This is a genomic window from Nitrospirota bacterium, assembly GCA_040752355.1.
In the GTDB taxonomy this organism is placed as follows: Bacteria; Nitrospirota; Thermodesulfovibrionia; order Thermodesulfovibrionales; family Dissulfurispiraceae; genus JBFMCP01.
In genome coordinates, this window is sequence record JBFMHE010000008.1 from 46,097 (window position 1) to 63,291 (window position 17,195).

Genomic DNA, 17,195 nt, shown 5'->3' on the forward strand with positions numbered 1-17,195 from the left:
AATGAATGTCAAAGAGCAAGCGTAAAATTGACAGCGGCAACCAGATAAGCATTTTCGCCCATCTGAAGCCTGAAGCGCCTCCCGCTCCCGGCAGTATGAATATCAGCGCACGCGCTCGACAGATCATCTCCGACGCCATACGCAAGTCAGGCAAAGACAGGATAGATATCTGCGCCGAGATATACAAGCTCACCGGCATCGAGGTCCCCAAAAGCACGCTCGACGGCTGGTCGGCTGAGAGCAGAGATTTCTCGGGAGACGCGCTCGATTATAACGGCAATAAGCGGTGGGGCATGTCCATCGATGTTGTCAATGCCTTCTGTGAAGTCACCGGTGATTACTCTCTTCTCTTTCTGCTCGCCGAGACCAGCAACTATAAAGCCCTCAAAGGCAAGGATGTCGTGAGAGCCCGACTCGGCCTTCTCAAAGAAGAGATCACCAAGAAGAACCAGGAGCTGAAGGAACTCGAAAGAGCGCTCCTGGAGACCAAGGAATAAGGGGAGAAGATGGACAGGAGAGAAAAGATCATCAGAATATTTCTCATGGAAAAGCCTTACCTCCTCTCATACGAGTGGCGGAAGCAATTTTATAAGGATGATAAACCCGTACTCGATGAGCTGTTGAAAGAAGGGCTGATCGAGCAGGTTAGCATCGATAGCAAGCGGGTCCTTTACAGATATATAGGTCCCGTATAAATGACTGTAACGATCGTCATACACGGACGGATCACCGGCACGATTGAAGAGATCACCCAGATCATAGAAAAACTGGAGCAATCAGGAGGAGCAAATGGCAAAGAAGAAAGTGGAACACCTGCCGGCGAAGCGCAAAGCAGCAGAGGAATCGCAAACATCTCCCGAGCATCAGAAGCTCGTCGCGCAGATCGAAGGTGATTTGCCTTATGACCGGACGCTCTATATCAATGAGGCATGCAGGTATCTGAGGCGCTCAATCGAGGATATCCTCACCGTTGGCAAGATACTGCTGGTCATTCAGGCGAGAGAAAAAGGTCACTTCAGAGAGATCGTCGAAAGCAACATAGGCATTCCGCATACGACAGCCTACCGTTTTATGAATGCTGCGCTCAAAGCCGATAAGTTTCCGGCTATCAATATGTCCCAATTGGGACACGTGAGCAAGGTCTACACCCTCCTGGAGGCCCCTGAAGAAGAGCTCCAGAAACTGGAGCAGCTCGGCCTCTTCGCCGGGAAAGACATGGACGAGCTCGATAAGATGAGCGTCAAGGAGCTCCGTGATCTCGTCCGGGAGCTCAAGACCGATACCGACAAGATCGTCAAAAAGGAAACCGGCAAGCTCAAAAGCCATAACGACATCCTCCGCAAAGAGCTCAAGGAATTCCACGAGTTGATCCCCGACAGCGCCGGTGATACCAAATGGGCAAAGTCCCGCGCCCTTGTATCGGCCCTCTACGACAACTTCGACGCCGCCCTGAGCTACATCATCTTCGAGGAACTCGACCTCAACGACGGATCCGGCGTCGCCGCATTGGAGTCCGAGCTCCAGCGGATGTACAGCAGGATCACGCACAAGATGGAGGAGCTTCAGAAATACAAACGGGGCGAGGCCCGGTAATGACCCCGTCGGGCGAATTCCCTCTCATGGCCGCGCAGAATCTGCCAGAGCAGGTATGCCCTCCCGCTGCCGGCGCCGACGCTGCCGACGGCGTCCCTGAAAAGGCCCGTCAGGAGGCTATTGCACGGCTCACGCTGCTGCGCATGCGCGACGGCTACCGGGCTGCGCGTCCGGGGCGCAAAATGACCGAGGTGGACAAGGAGTTCGTTACGGCTTACAACGCTGGGCTCATCTATCAGACCATCTATTCCGCAGCGGGAAAGACGTCGGTGCAGACTCTTTACCGGTGGGAAAAGGAGCTTGACGGCACGCAGGATTGGACCCGTCTCGTGCCGCGCTACTATCTGAAAGACAAGACGCCCCGCCTCAATCCCGTCGAGGAGCGCGTCTTCCTCGCCTTCCTGCTGAGCCCGAACAAAATACCCGTCGGCACCGCCACCCGGTTCACCCGGCTCCTGCTGCAGCAGCGCGGCTGCCCGACGGACAAGTCCGACATGACCTACCGCCGCTACGCCGAAGACTTCATGGCGCGCCACTACGATCTATGGGTCCTCATGCGCGAGGGGCAGAAGGCGCTCAAAGATAAGGTAGAGCCCTACATCAAGCGCGACCCCTCGCTGCTCGAAGTCGGCGACGCCTTTGTCGCGGACGGCCACCGGCTGAACTTCCAGGTCGTCAACCCCTTCACCGGCAAGCCCTGCAGGGCGGTGCTCGTCGCCTACATCGACTGGAAGAGCTACGACCTCGCCGGGTACGAAATCATGGTGGAGGAAAACACCCAGTGCGTCGCCAGCGCCATGCGCAACGCGATCATCTCCCTCGGCAAACTGCCAAAGGTCAGCTACCAGGACAACGGCAAGGCCTTCAAGAACCGCTTTTTCATGAGTTCCCCGAGTTTCGAGGAGGTGGGCTTCTACGGCCTCTTCGGCAGGCTCGGCATCGTCCCGCTCTTCGCCGCTCCCTACAACGCCCGCGCGAAGATTGTTGAAAGGTGGTTTAAAGAGTTTTCGAATACCTTTGAACGCCTCTTCCCCAGCTATATCGGCGCCTCCATCGCCGACAAGCCCGCCTATATGATGCGGAACGAAAAATTTCATAAGGCGCTTCATAACGAGTACGTGCCCACCATCGAGGAGACGGTCCACCTCCTCGAGGCCTGGCTCGAATTCCACCGCAGCCAGGAGTGCCCTCACGTAAAGGGCATCTCCATCGGCGACGTCTTCTCCCAGGGCAAAGGCCCCGGCGTCGATGTTGCCGGGCTCGACGACCTCATGATGGACGCGAAGATCACCCGCATCGACCGCAACGGCATCCGCTTTCTCAGCGGGGACTATTACGACGACAATCTCTACGGCCTCAAGGAACAGGCCGTCATCAAATACAGCCTCTTCGATCTTTCTGCCGTAAAGGTCTACGCCGTAAGCGGCGAGTTCATCTGCGTCGCCCGGCGGGTGACGCCGGTTCATCCCCTCGCACGCATCACCGGCACTGCTGCGGATTACGACTCGGTGAAGCGCGGCATTGCGCAGCAGAAGCGGCTCGCCCGGCAGACACTGAAGCTCGCGAAGGAATTCAAACGGGCCGGCGGAACAGTGGAGCTCGACTGGCAGAAGGTCACCGAGATCGCCCCGCGCATCGCCGACAAGCTGGAGCGGGAGAATATCGAGCTGCCGGCTATCGAGGAGCGCATCCCTGACGAAGCGGTGAGCGTCGAGCCCGAGCCCCTGGAAGCCGCCAAAGGCCCGGCAGACGTCACGCGCCTGGAGCCTGAGACCCGGCCCTTCTTCGCCTCTCCCGCCGAGCGCTACCAGTGGCACCTCGACCACGGCGTCTTGACCGAGGAGGATCAGGCCTGGTGCGTCTGGTTCAGGACCACGAGCGATTTCAAAATGCTCTTTCAGTTCTTCGATCAGCAGCAGCGGCAGCAGCAATAAAAAAGGCCGCCCCTGGGGCGGCCCATAAAATAACCGTTCAAAAGGAGTTTAGCACATGCGAAAGGTTTTCGCAAAAACCTCCAACGTCAACGCCTTTGTCGCGGCCATGAACCGGCTGCAGCACCGGCAGGAGGGCATTCCCGGCATGGCGCTCATCTTCAGCGCGCCGGGCCTCGGCAAGACGCGCACCGCCCTCTGGCACTGGATGAACAATCAGAGCAACTCCGCCTTCCTGCGCATCAAAAAACTTATGACCGGCAAATGGCTCCTCGCCGAGGTCGTCAAGGAGCTCGGCGGCGATCCCGCCGGCTCCACGCAGAAGCTCTACGAGCAGGCCCGCGAGATACTCTCGCACCGGCAGACCTGTCTCTTTATCGACGAGGTGGACTATCTCGCGCATGACCAGCGCATCCTCGAAACCCTCCGCGACCTCCACGACGAGACCGACGCGCCCATCACCTTCATCGGCATGGACAAGGCCGACAAGAAGCTTATGAGGTTCAAGCACCTCTACAGCCGGTTCAGCGAGATCGTCGAATTCAAGCCCCTCAGCGCCGCGGACATCAAGTCGATCGCCGAGCAGATGTGCGAAGTCCCGCTCACCGACGACGCGGTGCAGCACATCTACAACGAGACACGGGAGTACAGCGTCGGCTTCCGCCGCGTCGTGGTCTGGCTCTACCGCGCCGAGGCGATCGCACGCACCAACAGCCTCAAGGAGATCGCTGCGCAGCACCTGAACGGAGCGAAGCGATGAGGAACATCATCAAGCCCAATACCAATCGAGCAAAGGCATGGAAGGTGATGCGCGTTATGGGAAAGTTCAGCGCAGTGGACATCATTACGACGGCGGGCATCCCCGGAGCGAATATCCACTACTATATGTTCGGCCTCACTAAGGCAGGCTACCTGGTCAAGGTCGGCTGGAGACGCACTGCCGGTCAGGCCGGCGCCGAGATGGTGTACCGCCTCGTGCGTAACACCGGGCCGCAGCCTCCCATCCTGAAGACGCTGCATCTCCTGTACGACCCCAATACCAATGAGTATTGGTCCGAGGATCCCGAGGTCGCCGCATTGGCAGCCGCCGAGGCTGCAGCAGAGGAGCGCACGCGTCAGCTCGAAGCCCTCCCGTTGAACAGCCCCAAGAAAAAAGTCGCCCTCAAGGAGCCTGTCCGGCTCCTTTCTCCACGGAGGAAGACATCGGAGGCCGACCATGTGGACTGATATTCTGCGCCGCGAGGTAGAGGCCAAGGGGCCGAAGGCGGTCGGCAAAGAGATCGGTTATTCCCGCGCAACTGTCGATCTGGTGATTAAGGGTACGTATCAGGGCGATCTCGCGAAGATAGAGCGGATCGTGATGAAGATATACGGGAAGCACGGCAAGGTCCTCTGTCCTGTTATGGGCGAGATCGCGCCGGCCGACTGCGCGACCAACTGGAAACAGGCCAAGCAGTACGGCGGCCAGTCCGGCAATCCCATCAAGCTCCGGCTTTTTCGGACATGCCTGGGCTGCTCGGTGAGGAGGTAGCCATGCAGCGGATCGACAAACGGCAGATCCGGCTCATCCACACCCTCAAGAGTGCCCTCAAGCTTGCAGATGACAACTACCGCGCGCGCGTCCAGGAAGTCCACGGCTTCAGCGGCACGAGCAAGGACCTCACCAGCGACGAGGCAGAGCAGCTCATAAAGGCGCTGGAGGCCGAGGCGGTTGCAAGGGGCGCATGGCAGCGGCGCACGTCGAGAAAGTCGAAATACGAGGACCTGGGCGAGCGTAGTGGCATGGCCTCGCCCAAGCAGCTCCGGATGATCGAGGCCATGTGGAAAGACGTCTGCCGCTACCACGCCGAGGATGAACGCGCCAGGGCGCTGCGGTCGTTCCTGTTCAAGCGTTTTAAGGTGTCTGACCCGAAGTTCATCACCAGCAGGCAGGCCTCGAAAATTATTTTCTCCCTCGAAAATATGAGGGGTCAGCGATAGGAGGCACGCGATGAAGCTGAGAGATGCCAGACTCTGTTTAGACTGCGAGGAAGTGTACCAGGCCGAGGGAGTGCTCAGTGCAACGTGCCCGGTCTGCGGCAGCGAATCAGTCACGCTGCTCTGCAGATGGGTGCCGACCATGAGAGAATTCGAACAGGTTACCGTAGAAACCAAAGCAGCAGGCGACGATGTTACAGCATCGACCGCCCGCTAAGGAAAGGACACGACTATGAGCATAGCAGAGCGATCAGCAATCAGCCATCAGCAATCAGCATTCGATCCCCTGCAGAGCTACAAGCAGGCATACTTCGAGCTCTACGGAGAGCTCCTCGCTGCGGTCAGAGAGGCGAGAGAGCGCGGCATGCACGACGCCGATCTCCTCAGGCTGCTCGACGCCGCTACCGACCGCGTGATGCAAGCCAGGTCTGCGTTCCTCCTGGGCGCAGACACTAACTGGCAGTGGCACTGCGTCGGCCTCTCGTTGGAGCTGCTGCACCGTCGCGCCGAGGAGGTCATGCGCCAGAGTATCGATGACAACCAGTTGGTCGAGCTCTTCGGCCGCTCCCAGGTCCTGGCCCTGCAGGCCCACATGATCACCAGGGGCAAGGCCGCCGCCATGGAGGCGCTATGGTCATAGTCGTCGACCTCAAGACCGTGGCCCCGAAGACCCTTCGAGCCCTGCTCCATGCCGACATCGAGCGGAGCCAGGCAGAGGAGCGGCGCACCCAGGCGCCCCGCCTCAAAGAGCAGCTGCGCATGCGCGTCGACTTCTGCATGGCGGTGCTCAGGGGCATGGACGAATGGGATGCCCTGGAGGTGCGGCGATGATCATACAGGTCGACATCCCCGATGAGCTCGTCGAAAAGACCCTTGTGCGATTCACGGCGCTCTCTGAGCACAACCGGGGGATCGAACGGACCGTAACCAGCCGGGCCTCTGCCCGCGAGGCCGGAGACCGCGCGATCGTCTACGAGGCAATACTGGACGGCATCCATAAAAGACAGGAGGAGGACAATGGCCACAATGGAGGAGATCGAGCTCGCAGCAAAACGGTATCACGAGGCCGAAGAGGCGCTCGCTGAGGCCATCAGAGCGATGCAGGACGCAGTAGACAAGATCACCAGGCATCACCTGCCCGTCATCAAGCGCAAGTTCGAGCGGGCGGGGGCAGCTTATGCTGAGCTTCACTCCGGAATATCCGCGTCCCCGGAGCTGTTCCGGAAGCCCCGCTCGAGGGTGTTTCACGGCGTCACCGTGGGGATCAAGAAGGAAAAGGGACGGGTCATCATCGCCGACGAGGAGGCCACTGTCAAGCTCATCGAGCGGCACCTGAAGCATCAGGTCGACATCCTCCTGAAGATCACTAAAAAGCCCGTTAAAAAGGCTCTGCAGGGCCTCTCCGGCGCCGACCTCAAAAAGATCGGCGTCACTATCGACCAGGACACTGACAACGTCTACATCGCCCTGGTCGCCTCGGAGGTCGAAAAGATGATCCAGGCGTTCCGCGAGGAGTACATGGCTAAGGTGCAGGAGAAAGAGGAGATGGAGGCGGCATGAAGGAAGGGTGGATCAAGACTGAGCTAACCCCGAAGCGCCCGAAATGGCACTTCTTTGCAGAGGGATCAAACTACTCTCTGTGCTGGAAGGTTCACACGTATATGAAGCCCGATCTTGAGCAGCGACACATCACAGCAGCAGGGAATTGTTTGACATGCGCGAAGCTTCTGAAGAAGAGAAGGGAGTCGGCATGATCTTCGGGCGACAATTGGTTATAGCCTCTATCGCAAAACAAGCTATCGACCTCAACATTGATGTCGATCAAATACGCGGATTGAAGCTGGTCGCTATGGTCAACACTCTCAGGAAAATGGATCTCCCGAATCGCACGCAGCTTAATCGAGTTATTCGGGAAGTTTTAAAACGCGAATTCAAAGGAGGTGAATAGTATGGCATCAGTAAGTTTTGGGAGTGTGAATCCGGGGTTGATAGCTGATCTTGAGAAGACCTTCGGCAAGCCCGCAGCATTCAGAGACATGTATAACGCCTTGTTCGACCAGGTTGACACTATCGACCGGGCGACTATGGGCAAGCTTGCCAATGAACACAAGCAGCCTATCACAGCAAACATCCATGTGCCAGGCGAGACCGTGAAGATGAGCGACGGCACCGAGTACGTTGTCGCAGCGGACGGCTCCTGGCGCAAGGTAGACAAGGAAGGAGGTGAATAGAATGATTACACCAACAGTCGGAAGAGTCGTATTGTTTACCCCTGCGAAGTCGGACTTTATGGCGACTATCGACAGGCAGCCGTGCGCCGCAATCATCGCGGCAGTACATTCGGACACGTGCGTTAACCTCGCGGTCTTCGACGCGAACGGCGCACACCATAGCAGGACCAGCGTTCCGTTGATCCAGGACGGCGCTCCGAAGCCTGAGGCTGGCGACTACTGCGAATGGATGCCCTACCAGAAAGGGCAGGCGGCAAAGACAGAGGAGCTGGAAAAGAAGCTGACTGAAGCGGGCTCATAGCTCGTGGCTGATGCCCCACATTGTGGGGTATCGGTTAAGAGAGATGATTTCGAAGGCACACGACTGGAAATCGTGTGTGGGAGGAAAGGGTAATGATCCAGACACTCATCATAATTTTCAGCTGCAGCTCAGTGTATCTCTTCAGCACGAAGACGAGATTCAAATACGGCTTCATAGCCGGGCTCCTGGGCCAGCCCTTCTGGATATACGAGACCTTTACGAAAGAACAGTGGGGAATGTTGATCGCAGCCCTCTGGTTCACGGCCTCTTATATTAAGGGCATAAAGAACAATTTCAATCTGCCCGTATTCATGCAGTCACTCTTGAGCTGGATATTCTTCCTGCTTTGCCCTTTTCTCCTTGGTGGATGCTTGCCTCTGGTATTTCTAATGCTCGGTGTCGCTGAATGGATTATCAGTTTAGGCTTTGCAATTTACTGCATTGCCTACTTGGCAATTTTGGACGGACCGCTCGAACAAGGGAGAAAGCTGAGGATATGAAAAGGAATATTCCCGAATTCTACGCCTACGAGATTAACGAATTAGCTCGGCGTGCCAGGACAAAGGACTATTACGCCAGGTGCCTCAAGCTCATTAAAGATACCGTGCTGAATGATCTGTTCGATGTCACGATGCTCCATGAAAAGGAGATCAACTGGCTGTGGAGAATCAAAAGGGATTTGCAGGAGAGCATGTAATGGTAAAACGGGTGCTGAACTATCCGGGGAGTAAATGGACAATTGCAGACTGGATCGTGCAGCACATGCCGCAACACGACTCCTACCTTGAGCCCTTTTTCGGATCCGGCGCTGTGTTCTTCCAGAAAGAGCGCAGCGTGATCGAGACGGTCAACGACCTTGACGGTAACGTAGTCAACCTGTTCAGCGTTATCAGGGACAGGGGTAATGAACTGGCTCGCCTGATTCAAATGACGCCCTGGGCAAGGGATGAATACGAGCTTGGTTATGATGCGGCCGTCGAAGACCCTCTCGAGAGTGCAAGACGTTTTCTCGTGAGATGCTGGCAAGCTGTGGGTAATAAGCTCTGCCAGCGCACGGGATGGAAGAAAGATATCGTCCAGACAAAAAAATACTACCCTGGCATGTGGAATGATCTCCCCTACAGAATCCTTGCTATAGCGACCAGGCTAAAAGAGACACAGATCGAAAACCAGGATGCATTTAAGCTGATACCACGGTACAACGATCGTCGCGTGCTCATTTATGCCGACCCTCCCTATATGCTCGGCGTGCGTTGCAGCAAACAATACAACCTTGAGCTTACCGAATGGGAGCACGGGTTTCTGCTTGATCTACTGTCACAGCATCGCGGCCCCGTAATCATATCCGCCTACGATAATCCTCTCTATAAGGATCGGCTGAGGGACTGGAGGAGGCTCTCTATTAATACATATACGTTTGGAGCTCGTCCACGGCAAGAAGTAATTTATTTGAATCGAACTGCAGTACAAGGAATGGATGATGGAGCAGGCAGCGTTTGATTTTGATTTAACTGGCGAGGAGCGCATGATACTCGCAGCTTTGCGGGAGGGGAAGGAAAATGCCATCTTGGGAGATGAAATCGTGAAACTGACAGGGATAGGATACGACAGAGTTAGGCAGGTAATCTCGCATTTGGTTAACGAGCATTTCTATCTGATCGCAAGCTACTCTCGAGGCTATTACATCCCCACGAGCGCAGAGGAGGTCTCCGAAACAACCCGGAGCCTTCGCCATCGTGGCATCTCCATTCTTGTCCGGGCCGCGAAGCTGCAAAAGAAAAGCGTCGAGGAAATTTTTAATCAATCAAAACTGGAGTTCCAGCAATGATTGCGACGGTAATTCCTCAGCACAAATTATCAGAGATCGAGGCCGGTACCCGCAAGGTCCATCACCTCGCCGCCTCGCCATTCTGGAAGCGGAGACTGCTGAACCGGCACCACGGCGCGATCCAATTCCTCTGCGGCCACAAGTGCCGGGCGTTCACCATAGAGAGGATTGAATATATAGCTACGCCTGAGGATGTCCTTGAGGTCATCCTCACCCCTTACTGCTTCGCCCTCTACTTGGGGGGGGGGCTTCACCTGGCCGAGGCAGGAAGAGATGTTTACTGCAGATCACGCGTCACGCGTTACGCGTCACGGGAGTTACTGTGGAGTGGATTAAAGAGCTGACAGAGGAGGAGCTGACCGCGGCCCTGGAGAAAGATTCCGAGCTGGTCTTTCAGCACTGCGGCTTGCCGACGCTGATCGCGCTCTGGGAGAACCTCCCCGGCATCACGATCTACCTATCGGAGAAGCCGCTCTACGCGCTCAAGCGGCGCTACGCCCGGAAGCACTTCGACCCCAACGATGATAAGCGCAGCGCGAAGGCTTTGGCGATCCTGCTGAAGGTCTCCGAAAAGTTCATTTACGAGGCGATCTCCTCGTCAGACGAGAAAGACGACCGGCAGGGACGGTTGATCTGACGGCCATGAAAAGAGGTATCATATAAAATGAGCAATTACTATTTCATTGCCTGTCATAGCTGCGCAGAGTACTGCGATGCATTTGCTCAGCATGTCTCGGGTAACGCCCACCATCTGGACAAGTCCGAAACGTTGCTTCCTCTTTTTTTGTCGAAGCATCAGGATTGTGCCCGGCTGCAGGTCATCTCGGAGTACTCTGAGCTGATCGATCGGTATTCGGAATTCAGAGGCTGATTCACGCGTCATGCATTACGGTCGTTTTACTTCCCTCTCAGCAAATAATTCCGCAGCGCCTCTTTAATCTCCTCGATATCGGCATCGGTCAGCTTTAAAAACGGCCGCGCCGGTATCGTCACCTTCCGGCCTCTCCCGGCCTTCCCGCCGAATTGATGGATCGCCGCATACACCGTATTCGTCCCCACGCGGGCGGAGCGGGCATCGTGCTTCTGCGCTATCGAGGCTGCGAGCTGTCCGCTTTTCTGCAGCGTCTTCCCCTGCTGCATCAGTGCCCGCTTCGAAGGCCTCCACCGGGGCCGTCCTTCGGCCTCGAAGTTCTGCTCCACCGCATCATGCATGATCCCGGCTATCTGCCGCATCACCGGCGACATGTTGGCGCCGCGCCCCTGCAGGTCGGTGAGGAGCCGCAGCGCCTCTTTGTCTTTTACACCGATTTTAATCATCGCGGCTCCTGTGGTAAAATATAGTCAACAGGTCCCGGAAACACGGTGAATCTCCCGGCCGTAGGACGGTCGTATCGACCGGATCGCGTGTGGGTGCAGGGGAGCCCCACCCGGGGCCTTTATAATTCATCTTTTAATATCTTCCCTTTTTTCCTGACGGTCTTTACCTCTTTCATTTCAGCCTTTCTGAAGGATGTCATAAAGAGGGTCTCTCCACTCCTCGTAGACTTCACTGCCGAGAAATATATTTCTTCTCCTGCCCTGAAGAAGACGATTGTCTGTTCGCCGTCCTGCACAATGAGCTGCGCTTTTGCGATGATGTCGGGCAGCTTCCGGTAATCCTCTATGCGCAGCTCCGGATGTCCGGTGATGCCCTCTATCCAGCCTCGCTGTTTCCTGAGCGTCTCATCCGACATAAGGACGGTCTGGCTCTTGGCGCCGATCAGCCCTCTGTAGTCCTCGTTGAGCACTGCCACGGGAAAGTTGCCGCCCATCTTACCCTCGTAAAACATTTTGAAGTCCGGCCCCGTGAGCCCACCCTCAATCCACTTTTTAGCCACATCATAATCGTAGCGGTCCAGGTCCGGCATCCACGCCGCCTTGCCGGGGTTGTAGCTCCAGCCCGGATCGGGCGCGACCTTCTCGCCCGTGAGCGGGTCCCGGTAGACCGTCACCGGCCTCAGCTCTCCGGTCGTTTTCGAGATGAGGACCTCTTTTGTGGAGAGCTTGCCGTCGGACGTCTCGGGCGTTATCCCCTTGCTCTTGAGATTGCGGTCGCTCAGCGCGCGCACGCGGCATCTGCAGCCCCAGCCGTTGGGCGGATAGTGGGAAATCCAAACGGGGTCGTCGTAGCGGAAGGTCTTGCCGTTCAGCGCGGCGTGCGCCGGTCTCGTGCGCGAATCCATCACCGCCACGTACTGCCACCAGGGCCGGTCGTCCACGTTAGCCATAAAGTCTTTATACCGCCCGGCCATGTACGCAGTCTGCAGATTGTTCTGATAGATCGTCCGCAGCCGGTGCGGCGAGCCGAGCTGCACGGTCTGCGCCCCGGTTTCGCCGCCGATCAGCTTGCGGCCCCACCATCCCTTAGCCTGGAGCCGCGGCGTCAGTTCTTTTTTGAACTGCTGCAGCGTGAGCCCCTCATCGAGCGACTTCTGCACCATCTCCTTGATATCCTTAAGGATGTCTGGCCGCATCGCTTTTGCCACGGTGAAGGCCTTGGCATGGGCTTCCTGCCACGTATCCTGCCAGTCCCAGCTGAAGGTGTAGCCTTTGCCCTTGAAGTACTCTACGGCCTTCTCAGGCGGCAGGCCGATGGCGTAGGAGAGATCGGGCTTGCTCATTGCCGGGTATCCTGGGTGATGAGGATCGTGAATTGCAGCGCCGTTTGCGGAGTGGTATCATCCGCATTGCGCACTTCGACCTCGGCATAGTGCCTGCCGACCGTATCTGTTTCACTCGCCGTCAATGTAATCGTGCATATTCCATTGATTGCATCCGTGATGGTGCATTCCCGGTTGACCTTTGCGGTTGGCGAGGTCTGATTTGTCTTCATGCAGAAATAGGCTTTCCTCCCGGTCAGATTCCACTGCGCGCCGAGATTGAACGTGAGCGTCTTAACATCTCCTCGCGTAACTTCCTGAAGGGCGCTGTCCGAGACAGTGATCATATGCTGCAGCACACCGGTCGAGAGATTGCCGGTGAGCGTCTGCTCCCTGGCAATGTCCTCGCCTGCAGCGATGTTTCTCGATGTAAGCTTCCTCTCGGCAACGTGCGCATTGCTCCAGGCCCGCTGGGCGATATCGGTCTTGTCCGCATCCGAGATGCTCGCCGTAGCCGTTGCATTGGCCTCCACCTTGTTGTCTGCGGTGACGGCGACCTGGTTGGTCGGCGATGTCCCAGTCTTCTTCAGCAGCGCTGCCGACGCTTCTATATCGGCCAGGATGAGCGTCGACCGGGATGAGATCGTCGCATCCAGGTTATCAAGCCGCGCGTCATTGGTAAGCAGGGGATTCGTCGGAATATTGTTGACGCTTGTCTGTGTGGCCCTGCTTGTTACCGTGGTGTCGAGATTGGTTTTGAGCTTCAGCCCTATGCTGTTTGCCGTCGATATGGCTGATTCGAGCACATTCCAGACCGAAACCGCCAGCGATGTCGAAAACGCCGTCAGCGTCCGGGTGGCCGAGCTCCATACCTTATCCGCAGCCGTCTGCAGGATATCGACGGCCCCCTGCTGCACCGATTTGACATAGTTCGACACATCGAACTGCAGCTTATCGGTTTGAGTTTTGATGGCGGTGATGCTCGTATTGTCGGGCGCGGTATAGCCTGATGTTGCGAGTTTCGTTGAGATATCAGCCGCGATAGAAGCGCCTGCCGGAGCACCCAGGCGGGACATGATATCTGCATTGCTGTCCGCCTCGATCTCGAAGCAGAATTCCGTCGCCACTGCCTTCGCAGTCGAAACAGTCCCCGCCATGCGGACAATGTATTGACCTGCTGCATAGCCGGTTGTATCAATCGAGCCGCCGTAATGACCAGTCTTCGCGTTGACCTTCGCAGGAGCGGCAAGAGAGGTAAAGGTAAATGTATCATCAGGTTTTTCGAGCTGTGCTTCGGGCGATGTCGGGTCTTCAACTGTTCCCTGATCATTGTGAAAATTAGCCCGGTATTTCACCGTTGCCCCTGCCTTGTATTTGCCGAGATAGATCATCTCTTCTCCTTACCTCATAGTCCCGAATGGGCCGACTGCACCGCCGCCTGAGCCTGCTCCATCGTGTATTTTCGATATGATCAACCCAAGAAACGGCCTCACTGTGGCGTCTTGTGACCACACGCCACTTGACTTCTGTGTCCTGTAACATTTATCTCCTCCAATGTAGCACGCCATCATAGCAGCGTCAGGAAAATTATTGTTAGGCACAGTTATATTTGTTGACGATTCCGGGACCAATACTGCTCGATACCAGGTGTTTGGCTCAAGTGTCACCGGAGTGCTAAAAAATTCATAGACCGGTGCGGATGAGGAATTGGAATAATAAAACCCCGCTGGGAAGCTGATGCTTCGAAGTACGCTGCCATCCGAATCGTAGAGCTTCAATGAAAAAACATCTGTATAATTACCATAAAACCAAAGACCAGAAACTTCAACCTGCGCTGGTGTCTGTATATATATTCCATGCTCTGTGACCGTAGTGATGTTACTGAACCCCCCTGATGTCCCTCCCACACCCCAGCCACCCCAAAAAGCGAAGCTACCATCATCGTACTCCAAAATCACGGACAAGAAAGAATTTGATTTCGTCCACGTTGTACCGTTAAACGTTCCTACGTAATAACTATTTTGATAACCTGAAAAAAGTTTATCGAGCCGGTAGAGGTTCAAATTTCCAGCAACGTAAGAAGGAAATGAAAAATCAACTGCAATAGGCTCCATGTATGTAACAGGCAGGTCAGCGGTCAGTTGACCCGCTTTCCAAATATGGTCATCAGTATCAGCAATCACCGAGTTGAAATAAGCGTTCCCGGCACCCTTTACAATACCGTCGGGAAGTCCGCTGGCATTGACACCCTGTATAGACACCCTGACGGTATCACCTATAGCAACCGTCACTGTGCGATAGTGGACCGTCCTTATGCTGCCGGATTTAGGGGCCTTAAATACAAAAGCCACTCTATGACCTGCAGCTGCCATGGTCGCATTCGCGCTATAAAATTGCCCGTAAAAGTCTGGCACTGGATACGCTACAAAACCGCTAGGAAATATCTGTAATGCCACTATCGCACCTTAAACGTTACGCTTTCGACTGTTGACTTAACTAAAGAGATATTCCTCGGGTCAATTCCCTCAAGATTCACACGCAAAAACATATTTTGAAAATGCAAAGGAACGTCGGTATTCCCATTAACCACAAACTGCTCAAAAACATCGATCGGCAAGGTATACCCTTCCTGCCCTGACTGCAACTCGATCATGTCATTCCCCGCATCATTTACTGTGATTTCGACTTCCGCCATCTTCTTTTCCTCCTACGTTGATTGTTATTACTGTGCTGCGTTAAACCTTCCCCACAGCTCCGCCACAAAGATCGCCCTGGCGAGCATCTCCTCGATGGATGCGGTATCCATGGTCGGATACGCCTCGGTGAGCTTCTCCAGTATCTCCTCGTGCGAGCTGCCCTCGTTAATAAGATCGATAACAGGCTTTAAAACACCCTCCATCTGCTTTTGCAGATCCTCCGGTGAGATTGAGTCTATCGCAGCGTCGACCGCCTGCTGGTCGGGGAATAACCCCTCCTCCCCTCCCCGTGCCGCGAACTCCGCCTCCGCGGGCTTCTGCGTTGCCGGGCTGACGACCTCGATGTCGCCTTCCTCAAATCCATACTCCCGCATGAAGTATTGTTTCGTGAACTTCACCTGGCCTGTGTCGGCAAGGGTCTTGTCCCGCTCCGCAAGAGCCGTGTCCACATCCTCTTCCTCGTACATCGAAAAGGCCGGGCGCTCGCCGCCGCCCCAGTTCAGCTCGTGGATCCACTCGATCAGCGTATTGAATATCCGCATGACAAGCCGCTTGTCCGCATCCACGATATCCTTCCGCACCTCCATGTGGCCCTTTGTCGCTGCATAGGAGCCGCCTTTGACTTCGGTAGAAAGGTTCTGGCCGAGCAGCGCGATCGATATCTCGCTCTTGCAGGAATTGATCAGGCGCTCATGCAGGTCTGACGATCCGGAGCCGCCCGAGCCTTTGCCCGAGCCGGTCACCAGTTCCACGCTTGAATCGTCCGGCACTACTGCTATCGCATCGTTCACCATATTGGCGAGCATGTCAGCCAGATCATCGTACTCTTTCGGGTCGAGACCACGGGGCAACTTGCCCAGAAGGAACGGCATACCGAACTTCTCGACGAAGACCACCCAGAACTTATAGCCGCCTTTTTTAAAGGTTACCGGCCAGAAGCACCGGGAGAGCAGCGGGAAACCATACGGGTTCTCATACGTCGCCTCATGCCGGGCCAGCAGGAATTTCCGGGGCGGCAGCTCCTCGCCATTGAGGTAGTTCTCCCTGGTCCGGAGACGCAGCTCGTTCTCGTCGCTGAAGACAAACCAGCCCTGCGGCTTGCCTCTGATATCCTTCGGCAGCCAGTAATTCCCGACCCGCTCCCACAGCACTTCCAGCGCCTGATACCCGTAGAGCGGCGCATCCAGTATCTCGCCGATAATGCGGTCCAGGTCGAGGTTCTTAAATACATCGGTGATGAGCTTCGCCTGGCGGCTCTTCGCCTTGCCCCGGTCGATCTCCCATTCCAGGGACTTTACCCCGGCTTTTCTCGAGACCACGCAGCCGCCCAGGTGCGCGTCGACGAGCAGCTCCCGGTAGACGGTGATATCCTTGCCCATCTTTTTCAGCACCGGGTCCGGGTTGGGCAGGTACATCCCGAGGCTGTAGAAATCAATCGACTGCTTTCTGGTCGCTATCTCATCGGCCAGCGAGGTCGATCTGTCCGCTGAAAAATTGATAAAAGTGCGCTCATCTATCCAGAGTCCTTTTTTGGCCATTCGAGCCCTCCTGCAGTCCGTTTCTATCGCCGACCGGCCTCTTTTTTGCCGACCGTTTAAAATCCCGCTCCTGACCCCTCCAAAACCTTTTAATTTTGATTGAAGTCAACGGTCTTACCCTTTGTGCCTTCTGGGCCGAAAGGGCCTTAAATCGCCTTAAATTTAGCCGTTGCCTTTGCCGTTACCGATCACGCGTTACGCATCACGGTTCACGGTCGTTTCGATGTTCCGGACGATCTCCTTCCAGTACCGCTTCCGGGCTCCCCGGTTGTAGCCCATCCTCCGGAGGCAGTCGTTCATCCCGAAAAGAAGCCGCTGCGCCCTGTCGACCCTCCGCTTGAAAAACCTGTATTTCAACTTCTGAATCGGACTCAGATGTTTAAGTGCAGTTAAAAGCTTCATGTAATTTTCTCCTTTTCTGGGTCGTTTTGCCGTTACCGATCACGCGTTACGCATCACGG

General features: G+C 55.9%; 29 protein-coding genes. 22 read left to right on the forward strand and 7 right to left on the reverse strand.

Annotated elements, in window-relative coordinates:
• Positions 1–5 precede the first annotated feature (5 nt).
• From AB1805_07395 to AB1805_07500, 22 genes are all read left to right on the forward strand, one after another.
• Positions 6–497: a hypothetical protein gene (locus tag AB1805_07395; GenBank protein ID MEW5745241.1), complete on the forward strand. Its 492-nt coding sequence runs from the start codon at positions 6–8 to the stop codon at positions 495–497.
• Positions 498–506: 9 nt separating this feature from the next.
• Complete coding sequence (locus AB1805_07400; GenBank protein MEW5745242.1) at positions 507–695, forward strand: hypothetical protein; 189 nt, start codon at positions 507–509, stop codon at positions 693–695.
• A gap of 94 nt (positions 696–789) precedes the next feature.
• Positions 790–1,593 (forward strand): hypothetical protein, encoded by an 804-nt coding sequence (locus tag AB1805_07405; GenBank protein ID MEW5745243.1) that lies wholly within the window; start codon positions 790–792, stop codon positions 1,591–1,593.
• Positions 1,593–3,527 (forward strand): transposase, encoded by a 1,935-nt coding sequence (locus tag AB1805_07410; protein MEW5745244.1) that lies wholly within the window; start codon positions 1,593–1,595, stop codon positions 3,525–3,527. The genes AB1805_07405 and AB1805_07410 overlap by 1 nt, the downstream gene beginning before the upstream one ends.
• Before the next feature lie 55 nt (positions 3,528–3,582).
• Entirely contained in the window at positions 3,583–4,284 is a 702-nt protein-coding gene (locus AB1805_07415; GenBank protein MEW5745245.1) for an ATP-binding protein, read from the forward strand.
• Complete coding sequence (locus tag AB1805_07420; GenBank protein MEW5745246.1) at positions 4,281–4,751, forward strand: hypothetical protein; 471 nt, start codon at positions 4,281–4,283, stop codon at positions 4,749–4,751. The genes AB1805_07415 and AB1805_07420 overlap by 4 nt, the downstream gene beginning before the upstream one ends.
• Positions 4,741–5,055: a hypothetical protein gene (locus tag AB1805_07425; GenBank protein ID MEW5745247.1), complete on the forward strand. Its 315-nt coding sequence runs from the start codon at positions 4,741–4,743 to the stop codon at positions 5,053–5,055. Before AB1805_07420 ends, AB1805_07425 begins: the two co-directional genes overlap by 11 nt.
• A gap of 2 nt (positions 5,056–5,057) precedes the next feature.
• On the forward strand, positions 5,058–5,504 hold the full coding sequence (locus AB1805_07430) for a regulatory protein GemA (protein MEW5745248.1): 447 nt from the start codon (positions 5,058–5,060) through the stop codon (positions 5,502–5,504).
• A 10-nt stretch (positions 5,505–5,514) separates the two neighbouring features.
• Entirely contained in the window at positions 5,515–5,718 is a 204-nt protein-coding gene (locus AB1805_07435) for a hypothetical protein (protein ID MEW5745249.1), read from the forward strand.
• A gap of 15 nt (positions 5,719–5,733) precedes the next feature.
• Positions 5,734–6,141: a hypothetical protein gene (locus AB1805_07440; protein MEW5745250.1), complete on the forward strand. Its 408-nt coding sequence runs from the start codon at positions 5,734–5,736 to the stop codon at positions 6,139–6,141.
• On the forward strand, positions 6,132–6,332 hold the full coding sequence (locus tag AB1805_07445; GenBank protein MEW5745251.1) for a hypothetical protein: 201 nt from the start codon (positions 6,132–6,134) through the stop codon (positions 6,330–6,332). Before AB1805_07440 ends, AB1805_07445 begins: the two co-directional genes overlap by 10 nt.
• The gene (locus AB1805_07450) at positions 6,329–6,586 is read left to right on the forward strand and encodes a hypothetical protein (GenBank protein ID MEW5745252.1); all 258 of its coding nucleotides are present in this window, start codon (positions 6,329–6,331) and stop codon (positions 6,584–6,586) included. Before AB1805_07445 ends, AB1805_07450 begins: the two co-directional genes overlap by 4 nt.
• The gene (locus AB1805_07455) at positions 6,519–7,061 is read left to right on the forward strand and encodes a host-nuclease inhibitor Gam family protein (protein ID MEW5745253.1); all 543 of its coding nucleotides are present in this window, start codon (positions 6,519–6,521) and stop codon (positions 7,059–7,061) included. The genes AB1805_07450 and AB1805_07455 overlap by 68 nt, the downstream gene beginning before the upstream one ends.
• Positions 7,062–7,215: 154 nt before the next feature.
• Positions 7,216–7,449 (forward strand): hypothetical protein, encoded by a 234-nt coding sequence (locus AB1805_07460; GenBank protein ID MEW5745254.1) that lies wholly within the window; start codon positions 7,216–7,218, stop codon positions 7,447–7,449.
• Position 7,450: 1 nt separating this feature from the next.
• Positions 7,451–7,732 (forward strand): hypothetical protein, encoded by a 282-nt coding sequence (locus tag AB1805_07465; protein ID MEW5745255.1) that lies wholly within the window; start codon positions 7,451–7,453, stop codon positions 7,730–7,732.
• A gap of 1 nt (position 7,733) precedes the next feature.
• Positions 7,734–8,033, forward strand: coding sequence for a hypothetical protein (locus AB1805_07470; GenBank protein MEW5745256.1), 300 nt, complete (start codon positions 7,734–7,736; stop codon positions 8,031–8,033).
• A 92-nt stretch (positions 8,034–8,125) separates the two neighbouring features.
• Positions 8,126–8,533 (forward strand): hypothetical protein, encoded by a 408-nt coding sequence (locus tag AB1805_07475; GenBank protein ID MEW5745257.1) that lies wholly within the window; start codon positions 8,126–8,128, stop codon positions 8,531–8,533.
• Positions 8,530–8,730, forward strand: coding sequence for a hypothetical protein (locus tag AB1805_07480; protein MEW5745258.1), 201 nt, complete (start codon positions 8,530–8,532; stop codon positions 8,728–8,730). Before AB1805_07475 ends, AB1805_07480 begins: the two co-directional genes overlap by 4 nt.
• Entirely contained in the window at positions 8,730–9,533 is an 804-nt protein-coding gene (locus AB1805_07485) for a DNA adenine methylase (GenBank protein MEW5745259.1), read from the forward strand. The genes AB1805_07480 and AB1805_07485 overlap by 1 nt, the downstream gene beginning before the upstream one ends.
• On the forward strand, positions 9,511–9,861 hold the full coding sequence (locus tag AB1805_07490) for a hypothetical protein (GenBank protein ID MEW5745260.1): 351 nt from the start codon (positions 9,511–9,513) through the stop codon (positions 9,859–9,861). The genes AB1805_07485 and AB1805_07490 overlap by 23 nt, the downstream gene beginning before the upstream one ends.
• The gene (locus AB1805_07495; protein MEW5745261.1) at positions 9,858–10,205 is read left to right on the forward strand and encodes a hypothetical protein; all 348 of its coding nucleotides are present in this window, start codon (positions 9,858–9,860) and stop codon (positions 10,203–10,205) included. Before AB1805_07490 ends, AB1805_07495 begins: the two co-directional genes overlap by 4 nt.
• Positions 10,184–10,498 (forward strand): hypothetical protein, encoded by a 315-nt coding sequence (locus AB1805_07500; GenBank protein MEW5745262.1) that lies wholly within the window; start codon positions 10,184–10,186, stop codon positions 10,496–10,498. Before AB1805_07495 ends, AB1805_07500 begins: the two co-directional genes overlap by 22 nt.
• A 260-nt stretch (positions 10,499–10,758) precedes the next feature.
• Here AB1805_07500 and AB1805_07505 read toward each other — a convergent pair whose 3' ends face one another.
• The 7 genes from AB1805_07505 to AB1805_07535 form a co-directional block, all read right to left on the reverse strand.
• Positions 10,759–11,178 carry a phage virion morphogenesis protein gene (locus tag AB1805_07505; protein ID MEW5745263.1) on the reverse strand — a complete coding sequence of 140 codons (420 nt, stop codon included), beginning with the start codon at positions 11,176–11,178 and terminating at the stop codon, positions 10,759–10,761.
• A 119-nt stretch (positions 11,179–11,297) separates the two neighbouring features.
• Complete coding sequence (locus AB1805_07510; protein ID MEW5745264.1) at positions 11,298–12,521, reverse strand: phage minor head protein; 1,224 nt, start codon at positions 12,519–12,521, stop codon at positions 11,298–11,300.
• A complete protein-coding gene (locus AB1805_07515) occupies positions 12,518–13,891 on the reverse strand; it encodes a BppU family phage baseplate upper protein (protein ID MEW5745265.1) in 1,374 nt (457 codons plus the stop codon). Before AB1805_07515 ends, AB1805_07510 begins: the two co-directional genes overlap by 4 nt.
• A 9-nt stretch (positions 13,892–13,900) precedes the next feature.
• Positions 13,901–14,872, reverse strand: a complete 972-nt coding sequence (locus tag AB1805_07520; protein ID MEW5745266.1) for a hypothetical protein — start codon at positions 14,870–14,872, stop codon at positions 13,901–13,903.
• A gap of 83 nt (positions 14,873–14,955) precedes the next feature.
• Positions 14,956–15,195 carry a hypothetical protein gene (locus AB1805_07525; GenBank protein ID MEW5745267.1) on the reverse strand — a complete coding sequence of 80 codons (240 nt, stop codon included), beginning with the start codon at positions 15,193–15,195 and terminating at the stop codon, positions 14,956–14,958.
• 27 nt (positions 15,196–15,222) lie between these two features.
• Entirely contained in the window at positions 15,223–16,734 is a 1,512-nt protein-coding gene (locus tag AB1805_07530; GenBank protein MEW5745268.1) for a DUF935 family protein, read from the reverse strand.
• 195 nt (positions 16,735–16,929) lie between these two features.
• Positions 16,930–17,136 (reverse strand): hypothetical protein, encoded by a 207-nt coding sequence (locus tag AB1805_07535; GenBank protein ID MEW5745269.1) that lies wholly within the window; start codon positions 17,134–17,136, stop codon positions 16,930–16,932.
• Between the last annotated feature and the right edge of the window lie 59 nt (positions 17,137–17,195).

Excerpts from the sequence above, each read along its gene's own strand:
- AB1805_07395 (MEW5745241.1), top strand. The coding sequence starts at position 6 with ATGTCAAAGAGCAAGCGTAAAATTGACAGCGGCAACCAGATAAGCATT.
- AB1805_07400 (MEW5745242.1), top strand. The coding sequence starts at position 507 with ATGGACAGGAGAGAAAAGATCATCAGAATATTTCTCATGGAAAAGCCT.
- AB1805_07405 (MEW5745243.1), top strand. The coding sequence starts at position 790 with ATGGCAAAGAAGAAAGTGGAACACCTGCCGGCGAAGCGCAAAGCAGCA.
- AB1805_07410 (MEW5745244.1), top strand. The coding sequence starts at position 1,593 with ATGACCCCGTCGGGCGAATTCCCTCTCATGGCCGCGCAGAATCTGCCA.
- AB1805_07415 (MEW5745245.1), top strand. The coding sequence starts at position 3,583 with ATGCGAAAGGTTTTCGCAAAAACCTCCAACGTCAACGCCTTTGTCGCG.
- AB1805_07420 (MEW5745246.1), top strand. The coding sequence starts at position 4,281 with ATGAGGAACATCATCAAGCCCAATACCAATCGAGCAAAGGCATGGAAG.
- AB1805_07425 (MEW5745247.1), top strand. The coding sequence starts at position 4,741 with ATGTGGACTGATATTCTGCGCCGCGAGGTAGAGGCCAAGGGGCCGAAG.
- AB1805_07430 (MEW5745248.1), top strand. The coding sequence starts at position 5,058 with ATGCAGCGGATCGACAAACGGCAGATCCGGCTCATCCACACCCTCAAG.
- AB1805_07435 (MEW5745249.1), top strand. The coding sequence starts at position 5,515 with ATGAAGCTGAGAGATGCCAGACTCTGTTTAGACTGCGAGGAAGTGTAC.
- AB1805_07440 (MEW5745250.1), top strand. The coding sequence starts at position 5,734 with ATGAGCATAGCAGAGCGATCAGCAATCAGCCATCAGCAATCAGCATTC.
- AB1805_07445 (MEW5745251.1), top strand. The coding sequence starts at position 6,132 with ATGGTCATAGTCGTCGACCTCAAGACCGTGGCCCCGAAGACCCTTCGA.
- AB1805_07450 (MEW5745252.1), top strand. The coding sequence starts at position 6,329 with ATGATCATACAGGTCGACATCCCCGATGAGCTCGTCGAAAAGACCCTT.
- AB1805_07455 (MEW5745253.1), top strand. The coding sequence starts at position 6,519 with ATGGCCACAATGGAGGAGATCGAGCTCGCAGCAAAACGGTATCACGAG.
- AB1805_07460 (MEW5745254.1), top strand. The coding sequence starts at position 7,216 with ATGCGCGAAGCTTCTGAAGAAGAGAAGGGAGTCGGCATGATCTTCGGG.
- AB1805_07465 (MEW5745255.1), top strand. The coding sequence starts at position 7,451 with ATGGCATCAGTAAGTTTTGGGAGTGTGAATCCGGGGTTGATAGCTGAT.
- AB1805_07470 (MEW5745256.1), top strand. The coding sequence starts at position 7,734 with ATGATTACACCAACAGTCGGAAGAGTCGTATTGTTTACCCCTGCGAAG.
- AB1805_07475 (MEW5745257.1), top strand. The coding sequence starts at position 8,126 with ATGATCCAGACACTCATCATAATTTTCAGCTGCAGCTCAGTGTATCTC.
- AB1805_07480 (MEW5745258.1), top strand. The coding sequence starts at position 8,530 with ATGAAAAGGAATATTCCCGAATTCTACGCCTACGAGATTAACGAATTA.
- AB1805_07485 (MEW5745259.1), top strand. The coding sequence starts at position 8,730 with ATGGTAAAACGGGTGCTGAACTATCCGGGGAGTAAATGGACAATTGCA.
- AB1805_07490 (MEW5745260.1), top strand. The coding sequence starts at position 9,511 with ATGATGGAGCAGGCAGCGTTTGATTTTGATTTAACTGGCGAGGAGCGC.
- AB1805_07495 (MEW5745261.1), top strand. The coding sequence starts at position 9,858 with ATGATTGCGACGGTAATTCCTCAGCACAAATTATCAGAGATCGAGGCC.
- AB1805_07505 (MEW5745263.1), bottom strand. The coding sequence starts at position 11,178 with ATGATTAAAATCGGTGTAAAAGACAAAGAGGCGCTGCGGCTCCTCACC.
- AB1805_07510 (MEW5745264.1), bottom strand. The coding sequence starts at position 12,521 with ATGAGCAAGCCCGATCTCTCCTACGCCATCGGCCTGCCGCCTGAGAAG.
- AB1805_07515 (MEW5745265.1), bottom strand. The coding sequence starts at position 13,891 with ATGATCTATCTCGGCAAATACAAGGCAGGGGCAACGGTGAAATACCGG.
- AB1805_07520 (MEW5745266.1), bottom strand. The coding sequence starts at position 14,872 with ATGGCAGCTGCAGGTCATAGAGTGGCTTTTGTATTTAAGGCCCCTAAA.
- AB1805_07525 (MEW5745267.1), bottom strand. The coding sequence starts at position 15,195 with ATGGCGGAAGTCGAAATCACAGTAAATGATGCGGGGAATGACATGATC.
- AB1805_07530 (MEW5745268.1), bottom strand. The coding sequence starts at position 16,734 with ATGGCCAAAAAAGGACTCTGGATAGATGAGCGCACTTTTATCAATTTT.
- AB1805_07535 (MEW5745269.1), bottom strand. The coding sequence starts at position 17,136 with ATGAAGCTTTTAACTGCACTTAAACATCTGAGTCCGATTCAGAAGTTG.